This is a genomic window from Citrobacter sp. RHBSTW-00986 (assembly GCF_013783065.1).
GTDB classification, from domain to species: domain Bacteria; phylum Pseudomonadota; class Gammaproteobacteria; order Enterobacterales; family Enterobacteriaceae; genus Citrobacter; species Citrobacter braakii.
The window spans coordinates 2,202,192-2,218,026 of the sequence record NZ_CP056200.1; the positions used below are offsets into that span (position 1 = coordinate 2,202,192).

15 protein-coding genes are annotated in these 15,835 nt (G+C 50.1%); 3 read left to right on the forward strand and 12 right to left on the reverse strand.

Annotation, left to right across the window (positions count from 1 at the left end; genetic code table 11):
* Nucleotides 1-2 precede the first annotated feature (2 nt).
* Entirely contained in the window at nt 3-1,439 is a 1,437-nt protein-coding gene (locus tag HV345_RS10880) for an AMP-binding protein (protein ID WP_181636618.1), read from the reverse strand.
* Between the two features lie 65 nt (nt 1,440-1,504).
* Here HV345_RS10880 and HV345_RS10885 point away from each other — a divergent pair, with 65 nt between their 5' ends.
* Nucleotides 1,505-2,656 (forward strand): IS30-like element IS30 family transposase, encoded by a 1,152-nt coding sequence (locus tag HV345_RS10885; RefSeq protein ID WP_001254932.1) that lies wholly within the window; start codon nt 1,505-1,507, stop codon nt 2,654-2,656.
* On the opposite strand, the gene HV345_RS10890 is transcribed toward HV345_RS10885, so the two are convergent.
* From HV345_RS10890 to HV345_RS10925, 8 genes are all read right to left on the reverse strand, one after another.
* Nucleotides 2,607-3,299 carry a thermostable hemolysin gene (locus HV345_RS10890; protein WP_181636619.1) on the reverse strand — a complete coding sequence of 231 codons (693 nt, stop codon included), beginning with the start codon at nt 3,297-3,299 and terminating at the stop codon, nt 2,607-2,609. The two genes, HV345_RS10885 and HV345_RS10890, sit on opposite strands and share 50 nt — an antisense overlap.
* A 364-nt stretch (nt 3,300-3,663) precedes the next feature.
* On the reverse strand, nt 3,664-4,728 hold the full coding sequence (locus tag HV345_RS10895; RefSeq protein ID WP_181636620.1) for an alpha/beta fold hydrolase: 1,065 nt from the start codon (nt 4,726-4,728) through the stop codon (nt 3,664-3,666).
* 135 nt (nt 4,729-4,863) lie between these two features.
* Nucleotides 4,864-5,625, reverse strand: coding sequence for a carboxymuconolactone decarboxylase family protein (locus HV345_RS10900; protein WP_137352333.1), 762 nt, complete (start codon nt 5,623-5,625; stop codon nt 4,864-4,866).
* Nucleotides 5,603-6,082, reverse strand: coding sequence for a cupin domain-containing protein (locus HV345_RS10905; RefSeq protein WP_181636621.1), 480 nt, complete (start codon nt 6,080-6,082; stop codon nt 5,603-5,605). Before HV345_RS10905 ends, HV345_RS10900 begins: the two co-directional genes overlap by 23 nt.
* A gap of 107 nt (nt 6,083-6,189) precedes the next feature.
* Complete coding sequence (locus HV345_RS10910) at nt 6,190-6,837, reverse strand: DUF4405 domain-containing protein (protein WP_094761156.1); 648 nt, start codon at nt 6,835-6,837, stop codon at nt 6,190-6,192.
* A gap of 51 nt (nt 6,838-6,888) precedes the next feature.
* Nucleotides 6,889-7,539, reverse strand: a complete 651-nt coding sequence (locus HV345_RS10915; protein ID WP_181636622.1) for a flavodoxin — start codon at nt 7,537-7,539, stop codon at nt 6,889-6,891.
* Nucleotides 7,540-7,609: 70 nt separating this feature from the next.
* On the reverse strand, nt 7,610-9,079 hold the full coding sequence (locus HV345_RS10920; RefSeq protein ID WP_181636623.1) for a heavy metal sensor histidine kinase: 1,470 nt from the start codon (nt 9,077-9,079) through the stop codon (nt 7,610-7,612).
* Between the two features lie 15 nt (nt 9,080-9,094).
* Entirely contained in the window at nt 9,095-9,775 is a 681-nt protein-coding gene (locus tag HV345_RS10925; protein WP_049282242.1) for a heavy metal response regulator transcription factor, read from the reverse strand.
* Between the two features lie 219 nt (nt 9,776-9,994).
* Between HV345_RS10925 and HV345_RS10930 the strand changes: the two genes are divergently transcribed.
* The gene (locus HV345_RS10930; protein ID WP_142417380.1) at nt 9,995-11,044 is read left to right on the forward strand and encodes an alpha/beta hydrolase; all 1,050 of its coding nucleotides are present in this window, start codon (nt 9,995-9,997) and stop codon (nt 11,042-11,044) included.
* 392 nt (nt 11,045-11,436) lie between these two features.
* Here the strand turns inward: HV345_RS10930 and ychF are convergent, their stop codons facing one another.
* Nucleotides 11,437-12,531: a redox-regulated ATPase YchF gene (gene ychF / locus HV345_RS10935; protein WP_016153303.1), complete on the reverse strand. Its 1,095-nt coding sequence runs from the start codon at nt 12,529-12,531 to the stop codon at nt 11,437-11,439.
* A gap of 115 nt (nt 12,532-12,646) precedes the next feature.
* A complete protein-coding gene (gene pth / locus HV345_RS10940) occupies nt 12,647-13,231 on the reverse strand; it encodes an aminoacyl-tRNA hydrolase (protein ID WP_016153302.1) in 585 nt (194 codons plus the stop codon).
* A gap of 274 nt (nt 13,232-13,505) precedes the next feature.
* On the opposite strand from pth, the gene ychH reads away from it, so the two are divergent.
* Complete coding sequence (gene ychH / locus HV345_RS10945) at nt 13,506-13,787, forward strand: stress-induced protein YchH (RefSeq protein WP_016153301.1); 282 nt, start codon at nt 13,506-13,508, stop codon at nt 13,785-13,787.
* Nucleotides 13,788-13,911: 124 nt separating this feature from the next.
* On the opposite strand, the gene lysC is transcribed toward ychH, so the two are convergent.
* Nucleotides 13,912-15,273: a lysine-sensitive aspartokinase 3 gene (lysC, locus tag HV345_RS10950; RefSeq protein ID WP_181636624.1), complete on the reverse strand. Its 1,362-nt coding sequence runs from the start codon at nt 15,271-15,273 to the stop codon at nt 13,912-13,914.
* Between the last annotated feature and the right edge of the window lie 562 nt (nt 15,274-15,835).

A 15,835-nucleotide genomic window follows, 5' to 3' on the forward strand; every position in this document is an offset into this window, starting at 1 on the left:
GATTATTCCTCCTCACTGCAGGTGAGAATATCTTGTTTCAGGGAGTGCCAGATGGCGCTCCGCCGGGGACGCCCATTGGCGGTAAATATATCGGGAGATGACAGGACTGAAGTAAAAAGCAGTCGATGGAACCGGGCATAGTCAGGCAAGCGAGCGGAGAGGGCCTGAAGTTGCTCACGGGCCAGTTCCTGTTGACCTTCAAAGACATCAACCAGGGCAACATTGCGTCGCAATCCCTCGCCGAAGATCACAATACGTCGGACCGCCGAACATGCCATTGCTTCAGCTTCCGGCCATTCTGGCGAGAAATTGCGACCAAAAGCATTTATCTGAATATTTTTTAGACGCCCATGAAGATATATAAATCCTTCTTCATCCACTTTGCCGAGATCGCCAGTCGCAACATTCTGCGAGGGTGGTTCAGTCCCCAGATAGCCCAGCGCATTGGCCGGGCTGTTTACATACAGTTGCTGACTGGCATCAACCGATACCTTGATACCCGGTAACGGTTTGCCGACGCTGCCCGCTTTTGCCGCATCAGGCAGATTCAGTGCCACAACGGAACCACATTCCGAAAGGCCGTACCCTTCAAATACCGGTAGACCGCTTTGTCCCGCCAATGCCAACAACTGGGTTGAAATTTTTCCACCGCCGACGGCGATAAAGCGCAAGGATTGCGTGCTTTCCGGGATCTGCTGGTGCAGGTGGAGCAGCGCCCGTAACAGTTCTGGCACCAACACCAGACTTTGTGGATGCCATTTCATCAACACGTGGAAAAACTGAGAGGGATTAAACTGGCTGGAACCTGCGAATCCAATCTGTGCAGAGGGCAGTACCACTGTCTGTGCGCCCAGCAACATAGGGATATAGATTCCGCACAAATTCTCCAGCAGAATGCTGAGCGGTAGTGTGACCAGATGCTTTTGCGAATTGATATTCTGCAGGGCCCTGGCCAGCGTTTGTGCAGTCCAGAACATCCCTTCCTGGCTCAGACAGACGCCTTTAGGTTCACCTGTAGTGCCAGAGGTATACGTTATTTTGGCCGTCCCGGCAGGCAGGGGCGTTGGAGCAGTAATCTGGCGAGTTTGCAGTCTGCCGAATGGGAAATCATGCCTCAGCCAGCCGACCATCAACTCGCCGCCGATTTGCGCATCAACCGATGCCGATGCGCGTACCCACTCTTTTTGTGCGTCGGTGAAGAAGGCGGGGACAGGGATAATAATGATCCCACAAGCCAGACAGGCGAGATCGATGATCGCCCACTCCGGGCTGTTGTCGGCTTCCAGCGCCAGACATTTAACTCCGAGTGACTGTAATCGTGTTGCGGTGTCAATCACGGTTTCATGATATTGCCGCCAGCTCCAGAACCGGGTTTCTCCTTGCAGGGCTACGCTATCGGGATGTAGACGAGCCTGCTGCTCAAGCGCGTTAAGAAACATGGCTGTAGATTCAATTGGTCAACGCAACAGTTATGTGAAAACATGGGGTTGCGGAGGTTTTTTGAATGAGACGAACATTTACAGCAGAGGAAAAAGCCTCTGTTTTTGAACTATGGAAGAACGGAACAGGCTTCAGTGAAATAGCGAATATCCTGGGTTCAAAACCCGGAACGATCTTCACTATGTTAAGGGATACTGGCGGCATAAAACCCCATGAGCGTAAGCGGGCTGTAGCTCACCTGACACTGTCTGAGCGCGAGGAGATACGAGCTGGTTTGTCAGCCAAAATGAGCATTCGTGCGATAGCTACTGCGCTGAATCGCAGTCCTTCGACGATCTCACGTGAAGTTCAGCGTAATCGGGGCAGACGCTATTACAAAGCTGTTGATGCTAATAACCGAGCCAACAGAATGGCGAAAAGGCCAAAACCGTGCTTACTGGATCAAAATTTGCCATTGCGAAAGCTTGTTCTGGAAAAGCTGGAGATGAAATGGTCTCCAGAGCAAATATCAGGATGGTTAAGGCGAACAAAACCACGTCAAAAAACGCTGCGAATATCACCTGAGACAATTTATAAAACGCTGTACTTTCGTAGCCGTGAAGCGCTACACCACCTGAATATACAGCATCTGCGACGGTCGCATAGCCTTCGCCATGGCAGGCGTCATACCCGCAAAGGCGAAAGAGGTACGATTAACATAGTGAACGGAACACCAATTCACGAACGTTCCCGAAATATCGATAACAGACGCTCTCTGGGGCATTGGGAGGGCGATTTAGTCTCAGGTACAAAAAACTCTCATATAGCCACACTTGTAGACCGAAAATCACGTTATACGATCATCCTTAGACTCAGGGGCAAAGATTCTGTCTCAGTAAATCAGGCTCTTACCGACAAATTCCTGAGTTTACCGTCAGAACTCAGAAAATCACTGACATGGGACAGAGGAATGGAACTGGCCAGACATCTAGAATTTACTGTCAGCACCGGCGTTAAAGTTTACTTCTGCGATCCTCAGAGTCCTTGGCAGCGGGGAACAAATGAGAACACAAATGGGCTAATTCGGCAGTACTTTCCTAAAAAGACATGTCTTGCCCAATATACTCAACATGAACTAGATCTGGTTGCTGCTCAGCTAAACAACAGACCGAGAAAGACACTGAAGTTCAAAACACCGAAAGAGATAATTGAAAGGGGTGTTGCATTGACAGATTGAATCTACAGCGTCCTCCTGAAAGATCAGTCCATGGGGCATCTGGTAATGGCGTAAACAGGGCTAACAGCATGGTGTTCTGACTCAGCGCTGTGTATCCGCCAGTCAGTTCTCCTGCCATTATTTGTGGATCATGTTGGTAGTACTCACCCCATTCCAGGGCCGCATCGCCCAGTCTGCCAGGATCAGCAGACATCAACTGAATGGGATGTAGATTCAGACGGTAGAAGGTGTTGCGGATTTTCTTCGTACCAGTAAACACGATCCATCCGTAGTGATATTGATTAAGCAACAGACAGAGGGCGGCATACATAATCCGCGCGCTGGCACCATCACGCGCGCCGAAATTGCCGATTTCGACAATTGCTTCACGCGGAACAGGCAGTTCCAGCCGCGACGATAATGTCGTTTCAATTGGAGTATCAAGGTATTGTTCCAGGTATAACGTTCCATGAGATGCCACCTGGACGCCGCATGCGGCTTTAAGTTCACCGTTGGCGTCATACATACCAAGAAGCCAGGGCATACAGCGGGAAAGTGAAGCATGGTAAACCTGATGATAGTTTTCGCGTATTAATGCAGAAATATCATTATGTTCGCTTCCGCCATGTAGCCATTTTAATGTGTAGGGCGAGATTATTCGCATGATAAGACCTCTCACAGATGTCCTATCAATAATGGGGAGATATTATTATGTTAACCTTAAGATGACTGATTATTTAAATTTTCCAAATTTAATAAAACTTTAAGGTTTTCTATCTATAATTCATCACTTTCGTTAACGGCTTTACGATATGCCCCTTTTTTAGAAGTAAATACCGGTATTTATGCTCGGGTATATGGTGAAAGAACACCAACTGGGATGCTATCCTTAATATAATGTAAAATTAGCGGGAAGCAAAATTCCGCCTCTCCCTTATAGCAGACTTTCGCTCCCCCATTTTATTTTTTTTGATATAACTGATGATTGTATTGAGCCCTCAATAATGAAGGCTCAATATTATCTCTTTCTATTGCAGATCTTTTTCCTTCAGGAATTGACTCACCAAATCAGCAATCTGCACATTATTTAAATCGGAGAACGGGAAGTGGGTATTACCTTTGATTCCCACTTCAGGCAGATGCGTCACAGTGACATCCCCGCCATGCTTATTCACCACGTCACGCCACTCGCGAGCCATTGCCAGACGTACGCGCCAGCTGTCCTGCGCGGGCATGGCGACAGGTTTATCAGGGATGTTATCGCCGTAAATAATCAGAATCGGAATTTTAGTCAGTGCCATAAACTGCTCCATCGGCACCGGTTCACCCTTCAGCGTGTCGAACGCGCTTGGCATTGGGGCAGGGAGCTCTTTCTCCGGGAAGACAAAGCTGCTACCAGGCTCGAAGGCGACAATGGCTTTGACCTTGTCATTTTTCATCGCCGTGTACCAGCCTGGTCCGCCACCCTGAGAGTGGGTGAAGAGGATAGCCGGGCCAGATTTATCCACGACGGCGGACATCGCATCAGAGATAACATTGATATCAAACGGCCCGGTATTCGGGGTCATCTGACGGAAATACTGATTCAGGGCTTCTTTGTCGTGAGAAAACTGAACGCCCTTAAAATACTCCGGCCACACGCCAACGCGGAACTGGTTAAACCACATCTGTTCATCCGGTTTAGGCGTAACAGTACCTTCTACCGTCGTGCGCCCGGCGCTGCCCCGACGCGGCTGATCGACCAGATAAGTTGAGAATCCACGACGCAGGAATATGTTCTGGAACCCTTCGCGACCATCCGGCGTGGTTTCCCAGGTGCGGGAGAACTGACCTGCGCCGTGCAGCATGACGATAGGGTATTTATGCGGATTTTCCGGAATTTGGTAGAACACAGACGCATGATCGCCATGCCAGGTTTGACCCGCAGAGTCCAGCGGCGTTTTCGCGTCAAATTTCCCTGGTGCGGTGATGATTGTGCCACCAGCAGAAAAGCTTCCCTGTTCCTTAATGACCAGCGGCTCGGCGTATACCGACTGAGCCACCATGCCACCCGCCATCGCGCAGATGGCCAGCGTTTTTAAGACAGTTTTCAAGATTACATCCTCTGTTATGTTTGCCGTTCAATCATATCTGAGTTGTCAGCGTGAATTATTTAGCACCTTTGATTGCCCTTATTTGGCAGACTCATGAATGCGGAGGATTAGCACCGTATCGTCTCAAACCAACGCCTAACTGTTTGCTAACGCCCGTTGCAGCGCCTGTTCCGCCCGCGTAGCCGCATCTTCTTCGCCATGTTCACGCAGAACTTGTGCCAGTTGGCGCAGTTGCGCTGCCGTCAGGCCGACTCGCATGCTGGCTCGCGTATGCGATAACAGCTGAGCTTCAACGCCCGGCGTGGCGGCTAATGCGCCAACCGTTGCCAGCTCGCGGCTTTGCCAGTCGAGGTTATCGCGGGCGAAAATGTCGCCGAACAGATGCGTTTGTAGGAATTGATTAATGACCGGGGCAAAATCAAACAGAGGTCCCTGGACGGGGGCGCCGGAGATTTTAGTCTGGTTTGCGGTACCGACACGGCGAAGCTCATCTCCGACAGGGATGGCGGCGACCGGCTCTTTACCTTCAACGTCTTCAACGCCACGTTGTTTACGTGCTTCGACGACTTTCATCAGTTCATTCAGCGCGTTCAGGCTACGGGGAAATCCCGTATAGGCATAGAGCTGGACGAGAATCTCTTTGGTCTCGTTTATCGTGAGTCCTGCATCAAGCCCCTGATTCAGTGCCGCATTCAGCTTATCCATCTGACTGCTGGCCATTGATGCCGCAATCAACGGGATGGCTTGCTGGCGAGCTGACAGCGTATCTGAAACCGTTTGTTCGTGGTTCATTTCTGAGGCTCCTTTATTGACGGGCGCAGCATGTGCCGTGAGACCCAAACCAAAGGTCAGCAGTACCGCTGCCGTTAATGCCTTAATGGGCGTGGTATTGTTCATCTGTCACTTTCTCCATCCAGTTAACGCTTTTGCCATCCACAATCCCGGTTATCGCCAGGTGCGTCATTGCGCTGCCGGGTGCCGCCCCGTGCCAGTGTTTGACGCCCGCCGGGCAAGAGACAACGTCGCCAGCGCGGATGACCTGCACCGGCTGGCCTTCTTGTTGGGTAAGCCCAATTCCCGAGGTCACAATCAGCCGCTGCCCTGCCGGATGCGTATGCCAGGCGGAACGAGCACCTGGCTCAAAGGTGACATAAGCCCCGGAAACGCTAATTTCGTTATCTGGTTTGAAGAGAGGATCAACCCGGACGCGACCGATAAAGTTCTCTGCTGCCCCGTACACCGCATTCTGGCTTCCGGCGGTGGCGATATGGACAGCGGGATTTTGCTCCGCCGCCCAGGATGAAAACGTAAAGAGGGGCAGTAACAGCCCGAGGTAACGTAAATGTCTGATCATGCAAAGCGTCCTTATCTACAATGATGGAGAGGGTCTGCAATGATTCTAATCAGGGGGAGATGTCGTCAGACTGACGCCAGCCTGACAATTCTGTCAGTTAACCCTTATTATGGTGACGCTGCTTTGTCTTTTCTAAAAATAAGGCACCAAAGCGAAAACCGTGTCATTAATGAAAATAAAACAATAATGGCCAGGTAGCGTAGATAAAAAAGTAGGGCAGATTCATCGTAATCGAAAAAGGAGAAATCGACCTTTATCAACAAATAATCGAGATAGTCCTGGTTCAGTAATTCGTACAATCCCAGTAGTGCGATTAGCGAAAAAACTCCTGGCATCATGACATTTGCAAAGAATGAATTGCTGGAGATGTTCAGGACCCGGCAGAAAAAAGTCGCCAGCATTTTCCAGTGCAACCCGATATGCAGCGCCAGAATGAGCATTCCCCAGTGGACCGACGTCATGTGTACTTTCCTGACCCAGCTCGCCGGGTTGTGGAACGCCTGGTCCAGAAGGATATGTCGGGACAGCATCATGCCCGAGACAATCGCGGTCAGAATGACAACGAATGTCACTGCATTAATGATTCTGTTAACTACCAGCATGGTTAACGGAATATTGGGCGACAGTGACCACAAGCGATGCCGGTTAAGATATAAATGCAGCATGATGAGCAGCGTAAAAATAATACCCGCCCATTCATGCACGATTTCACCGTGAAGGTGAAATCCCATCAATACCAACAGAAGTAACGTCATCAGCGCATCCTGCATGACCTGGAAAATATAAATTTTCTTCATGTCGATGGATTAACGCTGTGGCTGGACTTGTTTTACCCATTGCTCAACCTGCGCGGGTACGTCAGGAGCTGAAATATCGTTGCGTGAGATCGCGAGCGCACGAGTGACTAATTTGGCCTGTGGCTGCATGCGAGCAATTTCTCGCAGGGAGTCGGCTAACCTGCTGCCACCATGGGTGGTAAAGGGAACGACCGTTTTGCCTGCAAAGTCATTTTGCTCAAAGAGGCTGTATATCACCATTGGCATGGTATACCACCAGATGGGGTAGCCGACGTAAATGGTGTCGTAACTGCTCAGGTCAGGGAGCGGCGTTTTTAGCGAGGGTCTGGCTTTCGTTTGCTGTTCCTTTTCGGCAACGCGCAAAAGTGCATCATGCTGGCGAGGGTAGGGAGTGGCGGTTTCAATGCGAAACAGGTCGCCGTGAGTCTGCTTCTGAATCAGTTGCGCAATAAACTGCGTGCTGCCGGTCTCCGGCGTATTTTTTTGTAATACGCTGGCCCCGGAAAAACCATCCACGGCACCAGGTTTCATCTCCTCTGGCTGTGAAAAGTAGATAATCAGCGTGCGGGCGTGTGCGGATAAATCCTCTGATGCGAACGCGGGCTGCCCCAGAAGCCCCATGACCATCATCGCCAGAAACCCGCTAAATACCTTTTTCATTCTCACTGTTTCATTCCTTCAATCAGCCGTGGTGAGTATCAGCAGTGATTCTGGCGCAGATAGCCTGACATCAGACTGACGACTCTCTGACAATTTTGTCAGAAGTCTTTGCGCGCGGAGATCCCGATTTTGTCTCTGAAATCAGTCTCCCGATTCGGATAGCGTCAGGCTGTTTAGCAAACGTCAGGCCAAAGGTATTGATACCGTTCTCGCTACGGGCAAAGACATCTCCCCGGTGCATAATGGCGACGGCACGGACAATCGACAGGCCCAGCCCATGATGGGTATCACTCCTGGCTCGGGAGGTGTCAACACGATAGAACCGTTCGAAAAGCCGGTGTAAGTGCTCTGGCGCTATCGGATCGCCAGGGTTAGAAACGTCTACACAAACTTGATTGCCTTTTTCGCTTAAGCGCACCGTAACCGTGCTATTGGAGGGGGAATGCCTGGCGCTATTTTCCAGCAAATTAGCCAGTGAACGGTGAAACAGCCGCCTGTCGATATGCGCCGTGACGTCGCCCTCAACCTCCAGCGAAAGCTGTTTTTCAGCAAAAGAGGGTTCAACATATTCCGCTGTTTTCAGGGTTTCTTCGCGCAGGGAGACTTGCGTAAGCTGGGAAGCATGTTCACCCGCGTGCGCATGAGACAGGAACAGCATGTCGTTAACTATCGACGTCATGCGTTCAAGCTCCTCCAGGTTTGAACCCAATAACTCTTCCAGTTCATCTTGTGAACGTCGGCGTGATAGCCCGAGTTGCGTCTGGCCGATCAGGTTAGTCAGCGGGGTACGAAGTTCATGCGCAACATCGGCATTAAAGCTCTCGAGCTGTCGCCAGGCGATTTCCTGACGCTCTAACACACCGTTAAATGATGATGCCAGTTGCTGCAGTTCTTCGGGCAACGCGCGGGTATTCAGGCGCTGGCCATGGTCACCTGGTGCAAGGTGTTGTGCCTGCTGACTGAGCATGCCCACCGGACGCAGGCCAATCCGTGAAACAACGTATCCCAGTAAGGCGACAATCAGTACGCCCAGCGCGGCAATAATCAGCAGCGTTCGTGTGAACGCATCAAGTGTGCCCATATACGGCGTAGAGTCGATGGCAACCACATAGCGCAGCTCAGGCCTTTCACCGTTGGCGGGGATGGTTTTCACTAACAGGAACAGTGAGCATGCACCTTCCGATGCGCCGGGCACTTTATTAAATCCCTCCTGCAAAGAGGACCACTGAACGCCCACCGGTGGTATTCCCCCCATGCTAAAGCGCGGGTTATCGCTCACTATCCAGTAGCGAACGCGCTCACCTTCAGAATTGGTTAGCAGAGTAAATTTATTAGCCAACGTCGACCAGCCGTCAGCCGATGTTCGTGCGGCGAACCACGGACTCATTAATGATTCCCGGAACAACAGTTCGTTATGCATCTGCTTTTGCAAAGAGTCATGTAAGGAGCTTCTGAGCAAGATACCGATAATGGACACAATCAGCAGCGCGGATAAGGCAAACATCAGCGCCAGGTGAACGGAGATGGAACGTTTAGGCATGCTGAGTCTCTTCATTTATTCCGACCGGACTTCGAGGACATACCCCATGCCACGAACGGTATGTAACAGTTTGACGTCGAATGGGGCATCAACTTTGGCTCGCAGACGTTTAATGGCGACTTCAACCACATTGGCATCGCTGTCAAAATTCATGTCCCATATCTGCTCAGCAATCATCATTTTTGACAGGATCTCCCCCTGATGCCGGGCCAGAAGACTTAACAGGGAAAACTCTTTTGCGGTCAATTCCAGTCGCGTTCCGGCGCGAAATACGCGGCGAGCCAGCAGGTCGAGATGCAGATCGTGAATTTGCAGTTGGGTGATGTCTGCGCCATCCGTAGCGCGGCGACGCACCAGTGCCTGAATGCGCGCCACCAGTTCGATAAGAGAGAAGGGCTTGGGGAGATAATCATCCGCGCCAAGCCGAAGCCCTTTGACGCGCTCGTCGACCGAACCGCGGGCCGAGAGCATCAGTACCGGCGTTTGTTTGACGGCCCGCACCCCCTCGAGTACCCGGTAGCCATCCATCCCCGGCAGCATCACATCAAGGATTATCGCGTCGTAGTCAAGCTCCAGCGCGTAATGAAGACCTTCTGCGCCATCTGCAGAGACATCTACCGTAAATCCGGATTCACTCAACGCACGGTTGAGATAGGTTGACGTTTTTTCTTCATCTTCGACTAACAACAGGCGCATAACGGGATTTCCTCTTAACTGTTCAATCGGGCTTATTCTGCCTCTTGATTGCCAACATAAAGCTGACGCTTACCTGACAGCATTGTCAGAAACATGAAGCCATCTCTGCCTGCTTGCTGACAAAAATGTTATTTACCTGTCACGATGCTGACAGGCCTCTCTCTCTAACCTGAGTCTGCACATTTAAATCCGCAAGCCTGAAACTCATCGGGAGAGACCATGAAATTCAATCTGTTAACTGCAATACTGCTCACGGCAATAACCGGGGCCACCTCAGTCAATGCGGCTGATTACAAAAAAAATCCATTCACCCTGGCCTATGACGGCGCCATCACTGAGAACGTCAAAGGCAAGGTCAACATTCATCCGGTGAAGTACGATCTGCATGGCATTCAGATAGCTGCGAATGTCTATACCCCTGCTAACTACGATCCCGCCAAAAAATACCCTGCCGTAGTGGTTGCACATCCGAATGGCGGCGTAAAAGAGCAGGTCGCAGGCTTGTATGCCCAGCGTCTCGCCGAGCAGGGCTACATCACGATTACTGCCGACGCGGCTTATCAGGGCGCGAGCGGTGGGATGCCTCGCAGCGTGGATAAACCCGCTAATCGCATCGAGGATATCCACGGCATGGCTGACTACATCAGCCAGTATCCGGGAGTGGATACTTCCCGCCTCGGTCTGCTGGGTATTTGCGGAGGTGGCGGTTATTCACTTGTTGCGGCCGAAACGGATCAACGGTTTAAATCGATCGCAACCATCAGCATGTTTAATTCAGGCCTGGTGCGCCGCAACGGTTTTCAGGACTCACAGCTGGATACTATTCAGCAGCGTCTTCAGCAGGCTTCTGACGCACGTGCTCAGGAAGCTTCCGGAGGCGAAGTCCTGTACTCCGGTGATGCCAATCTGACTGATGAACAGATCGCTAAGTTACCTTTTGCCTTATATCGACAGGGCTATGAGTACTACTGGAAAACTCACGCGCACCCGAACTCTACGTTTAAATACACGACAAGCAGCCTGTTAGATTTGATGAGTTTTGACGTTACGGACCATATCAATCTCATCAATAAACCGCTGCTGATGATTGCTGGTACAAAAGCCGATACGCTCTATATGACGGAAGATGCGTTTGCGAAAGCCACCGGTACAAAAGACAAAGAACTCTTCCTGATCGATGGCGCTACCCATATCGAGACGTATTGGATTCCTGAGTACGTTGACAAGGCTTTGCAAAAGTTAGACGTCTTCTTCGATAAGAGTATTTAACCCCTATCAGACGATACCTTTGGCCAGCCGGTCAGGCTGGTCATATCAGGACATAATGAGTGTTTATCCGCATGTGACCAAGACTAACGAAGTCGGGAAGAAAGATAATTACGCACATTAAATAGCCGCTATGAATGAAATTCATAAAACGGCAGGGAGATGTAAGGATTATTTTTTGCCTGTAAGGTTATACTTCGTGGTACAGGCCAACTTTAGGTTTAGCATTACGGCATTGAATTCCGGTGAGCATAACGAGCTCTTGTTTGTACTGTCTCGTTACGAGATGGATTCACACTCTATGAAATGAAAAAATCCACGCAATTGCGTGGATTTTATAGACTTTTTCGATATTCATGAGATTTGATGAAACCTCATGAGACGAGAAGTTTTATTTAGACGTTGAACAGGAAGTTCATCACATCGCCATCTTTAACGATGTAATCTTTACCTTCTGCACGCATCTTACCGGCTTCTTTCGCGCCCTGTTCACCTTTATAGGTGATGAAATCTTCAAACGCGATGGTTTGTGCGCGGATAAAGCCTTTCTCGAAGTCAGTATGAATTTTACCCGCCGCCTGCGGAGCCGTTGCGCCAACAGGAATGGTCCATGCACGAACTTCTTTCACGCCAGCGGTGAAGTAGGTCTGCAGGTTCAGCAGTTCGTAACCAGCGCGGATTACGCGGTTCAGACCAGGTTCTTCAAGACCCATTTCAGCCATGAATTCTTCACGGTCAGCATCATCGAGTTCTGCGATGTCAGCTTCAACGGCAGCGCAAACTGCAACAACCACGGAGCCTTCAGCTGCGGCGATTTCACGCACTTTATCGAGGTATGGGTTGTTTTCAAAACCGTCTTCGTTGACGTTGGCGATATACATCGTTGGCTTCAGCGTCAGGAAGCTCAGGTATTTGATAGCCGCTTTGTCTTCATCGGTCAGCGTTTTCAACGCACGCAGCATGCCAGCGTTTTCCAGCTGTGGCAGGCATTTTTCCAGTGCAGCCAGTTCCGCTTTAGCGTCTTTATCGCCGCCTTTAGCCTTCTTCTGTACGCGATGGATAGCGCGCTCACAGGTATCCAGGTCAGACAGCGCCAGTTCGGTATTGATAACCTCAATGTCGTCAGCCGGATCCACTTTGTTATTAACGTGGATGATGTTGTCGTTTTCAAAGCAGCGAACCACGTGGCCGATAGCTTCGGTTTCACGGATGTTCGTCAGGAACTGGTTACCCAGACCTTCGCCTTTGGACGCGCCTTTTACCAGACCGGCAATGTCGACGAATTCCATCGTTGTTGGCAGGATACGCTGCGGTTTGACGATTTCGGCCAACTGATCCAGACGCGGATCGGGCATCGGGACAACACCTGTGTTCGGCTCGATAGTGCAGAACGGGAAGTTTGCCGCTTCAATACCCGCTTTTGTGAGCGCGTTGAACAGGGTGGATTTGCCTACGTTTGGCAAACCGACGATACCGCATTTGAATCCCATGTTTAAATCACCTTAATCTTTTGATATTCAACCTGTTATGGAAAACAGATTGTAGAAAAGTAAATAACTCTGCCTATTATACACAGCACGCGAGAAAAATGCCGCACATCCCTGCTTATTGCGCTTTAAAGGTGTGTAACCGGCTCGTTGCCTTGGTCAGGCCATCTTTGAATAAAATCTCGGTACAACGTGCCGCTTCGTCAATTGCTTCATCAATTAACTTCTGTTCTGAAACAGGCGGTTTGCCTAAAACAAATCCGACAACTTTGTTTTTATCACCCGGATGACCAATTCCCACGCGTAAACGATGAAAGTTGGGGTTATTGCCCAACTTGCTGATGATGTCTTTCAGGCCATTATGTCCGCCATGACCGCCACCGAGCTTAAATTTTGCCACGCCAGGCGGCAGGTCTAATTCGTCGTGCGCGACCAAAATTTCATCGGGATTGATACGATAAAAACTGGCCATCGCACCTACGGCCTTGCCGCTGAGATTCATAAATGTGGTCGGTACCAGCAAACGGACATCTTCCCCTTCGAGCGTTACTCTGGAGGTGTAGCCGAAGAATTTCGGCTCATCACGCAGGGGCGCGCGTAATCTCTCTGCCAGTAAATCGACATACCATGCGCCTGCGTTGTGTCGCGTTGCCGCATACTCTGCGCCGGGGTTCGCCAGGCCGACAATCAATTTAATCGTCACGTGTTTTGTCCTGAGTGTTTCCATAAACGACGTGTAGTTTACTGTCTGATGCTGCTCTTGACAAAAAACTGCGTTCTAATCGCCAAAAACTAAATAATTGCACAAATGGACTATTAGAAATTGAGTATGTTCAGTAGCTTATTTGTAAAGTTTTGTTGCGCGAGTGTTTGTAATTGTGATCGCTCCCGCACTTGCGAACGGCAGTGTTGTCTATACTTTACACATAAGGATTAGGGGTATTCCCTGTAGCAACCCAAAGTTCCGGAGGTGACACATGAAACGCAAAAACGCTTCGTTACTCGGTAACGTGCTCATGGCTTTAGGGTTGGTGGTGATGGTGGGGGGTGTTGGTTACTCTATTTTAAACCAATTGCCGCAATTTAATCTGCCACAGTTTTTCGCACATGGTGCCGTGCTCAGTATTTTTGTAGGTGGTGTTCTGTGGTTGGCGGGAGCCAGAGTGGGCGGGCACGAGCAAATCAGTGACCGTTACTGGTGGGTACGCCATTATGACAAACGCTGTCGTCGCGGTGATACCACTCATCGTCATAACTAAATCGTTTCCCGGTAGAGAGGGCTGCGGTTTGAATACAAAGTCCTGGTTGAAAAACCAGGACTCTGCTTGTTCATTATCCTTGCATAGAACGCACTTTTATATTCGCTACGGAATATAAGAAACGTTATTCGAATAACCGATAATGTAACGTTTTAACCGCGCTATCCGCGTCTTCAGCGGGCAACAGGAAACACAGGTTGTCATTTGACGCGCCGTGGCAAATCATTCGCACCGTATGCCCTTCAAGCCAGGCAAAAACGTCTTTGCAAACCCCCGCCGCCTGAGTCAGCCGATTCCCCACCAAAGTGACTAATGCCAGTCCGGTTTCCACTTCCACACGACAGTGGGAGGATAATGCGGTAAACAATGCGCTGGTCAGTATATGATCTTCACCTGAGGTAGCGTGAGTCGCGTCCAGCGCCAGCGCAATACTGTTCTCTGAGGTTGTAACCAAATCCACCGTGACCGCGTGGCGAGCTAAAATGGCGAAGGACTGCGCCAGGAAAGAACCGGACGGTTGTGTCTCCAGACTATGTAATCGCAACAGCGTCTGTTTACGGCGCACGGCAAGCGCACGATAGCGAGGTGGGTTGTCGGTGGTGTTATGCACCAGCGTACCACCGGCAGCCGTATCCTTACTTGAGCCAACAAAGACCGGAATGCTTTTACGCATTGCCGGAAGCAGCGTAGCCGGGTGGAGGACCTTCGCACCGAAGGCGGCCATATCGCTGGCCTCGGAAAATGAGATGTGGTCAATCCGTTTGGCCCGCGGCGCAATGCGCGGATCGGTGGTGTAGATCCCTGCGACATCGGTCCAGATGTCCACGCGTGCGGCGTGAAGCGCCTCACCGAGAAGCGTCGCCGTGTAATCACTACCACCGCGTCCCAGCGTAGTGGTATGCCCTGCGGCATCCCGGCCGATAAACCCCTGGGTCACCATAATCGCTTGCTCAAGACGAGGGTGCAGGTGAGTCTCCACCAGGTGGTGCAGGGTACTGAGTTCGGGTTCGGCGCAGCCGAAACTCGAGTTGGTACGCATCACGCTGCGGGCGTCAAACCACCCGGCCTCGGCATGCCGTTCACGTAAGACTTCAGTAAACAGTAAAGAGGACATCAGCTCGCCGTGACTGACCAATTCATCGCTTAGCGCATCAGACGGTGAAACGGTCGCCGTTTGTGCAAGATGGCGGATGTTGTTGAGAAGATTATCGATTTCCGTGCTGATAACGGACGGCTGCTTCAGGCGGGAAATAATGTTGTATTGGATGGCGCGTAAGGTCTCAAGCTTATCTAATTGTTGATGCGTTTCCAGACCTTCAGAAAGCTCGACCAGTAAGTTTGTAACGCCTGCTGAAGCAGACAGTACGACTAAACGGACATCTTGATCAGCAAGGACAATGCTGGCGCTTCGGTTCATCGCATCAAAATCAGCGACGCTGGTGCCGCCAAATTTGGCAACGACGGATGGTGGATAAATGCGAGTCATAACAATCTCATATCAGGGCGCCATAAAAGTATGGCTAGAAAATTTTCATTCTCGGCATAAGGGGAAACGGTGTTCGCCTTACGAAATGTCCGCCCGCGAACATTTCTGCTGACAACCCAGGGAATTCCTGTTGTCGAAAACGCGTGTCGCCTGTACGCGTTACCGGGTGCTGCGCATTAATTTTATTTACATAGCCTGCAAATAAGCGCGCCATACTAAGTGATTTATATTTAGGGATCGACTTTTTTATTCGATTTATCGACAAATAAGTGAAAAATCATGTCGTAACAAGAAAATGCGTACATTATTAATGGTAAAAACGTGTAAAAAAATAATAAAAGCATGAAAATTCCATGGTTTTTATAACATCGTATGCGTTGCAATTGGCTACGGTAATTGTTAATTAAATAGATATATTTCTTTAGGATTTCGTAATGAAGGGTGGCTGTTACACTTTGAATTATAAAGAAAAAACACCTGCTAAATGTGTTGAAAAATAAATGATTGAGTCCAGGGCTAAAACAACATATATTAGCCGCGCTTTTTTACAGGTAACCCTTAT

Bases quoted from the DNA above. Each gene is read 5' to 3' on its own strand.
- ychH (WP_016153301.1), top strand. From the start codon at position 13,506: ATGAAACGCAAAAACGCTTCGTTACTCGGTAACGTGCTCATGGCTTTA.
- HV345_RS10930 (WP_142417380.1), top strand. From the start codon at position 9,995: ATGAAATTCAATCTGTTAACTGCAATACTGCTCACGGCAATAACCGGG.
- HV345_RS10890 (WP_181636619.1), bottom strand. From the start codon at position 3,299: ATGCGAATAATCTCGCCCTACACATTAAAATGGCTACATGGCGGAAGC.
- HV345_RS10905 (WP_181636621.1), bottom strand. From the start codon at position 6,082: ATGATCAGACATTTACGTTACCTCGGGCTGTTACTGCCCCTCTTTACG.
- lysC (WP_181636624.1), bottom strand. From the start codon at position 15,273: ATGACTCGCATTTATCCACCATCCGTCGTTGCCAAATTTGGCGGCACC.
- HV345_RS10880 (WP_181636618.1), bottom strand. From the start codon at position 1,439: ATGTTTCTTAACGCGCTTGAGCAGCAGGCTCGTCTACATCCCGATAGC.
- HV345_RS10900 (WP_137352333.1), bottom strand. From the start codon at position 5,625: ATGAACAATACCACGCCCATTAAGGCATTAACGGCAGCGGTACTGCTG.
- HV345_RS10925 (WP_049282242.1), bottom strand. From the start codon at position 9,775: ATGCGCCTGTTGTTAGTCGAAGATGAAGAAAAAACGTCAACCTATCTC.
- HV345_RS10910 (WP_094761156.1), bottom strand. From the start codon at position 6,837: ATGACGTTACTTCTGTTGGTATTGATGGGATTTCACCTTCACGGTGAA.
- ychF (WP_016153303.1), bottom strand. From the start codon at position 12,531: ATGGGATTCAAATGCGGTATCGTCGGTTTGCCAAACGTAGGCAAATCC.
- HV345_RS10885 (WP_001254932.1), top strand. From the start codon at position 1,505: ATGAGACGAACATTTACAGCAGAGGAAAAAGCCTCTGTTTTTGAACTA.
- HV345_RS10915 (WP_181636622.1), bottom strand. From the start codon at position 7,539: ATGAAAAAGGTATTTAGCGGGTTTCTGGCGATGATGGTCATGGGGCTT.
- HV345_RS10920 (WP_181636623.1), bottom strand. From the start codon at position 9,079: ATGCCTAAACGTTCCATCTCCGTTCACCTGGCGCTGATGTTTGCCTTA.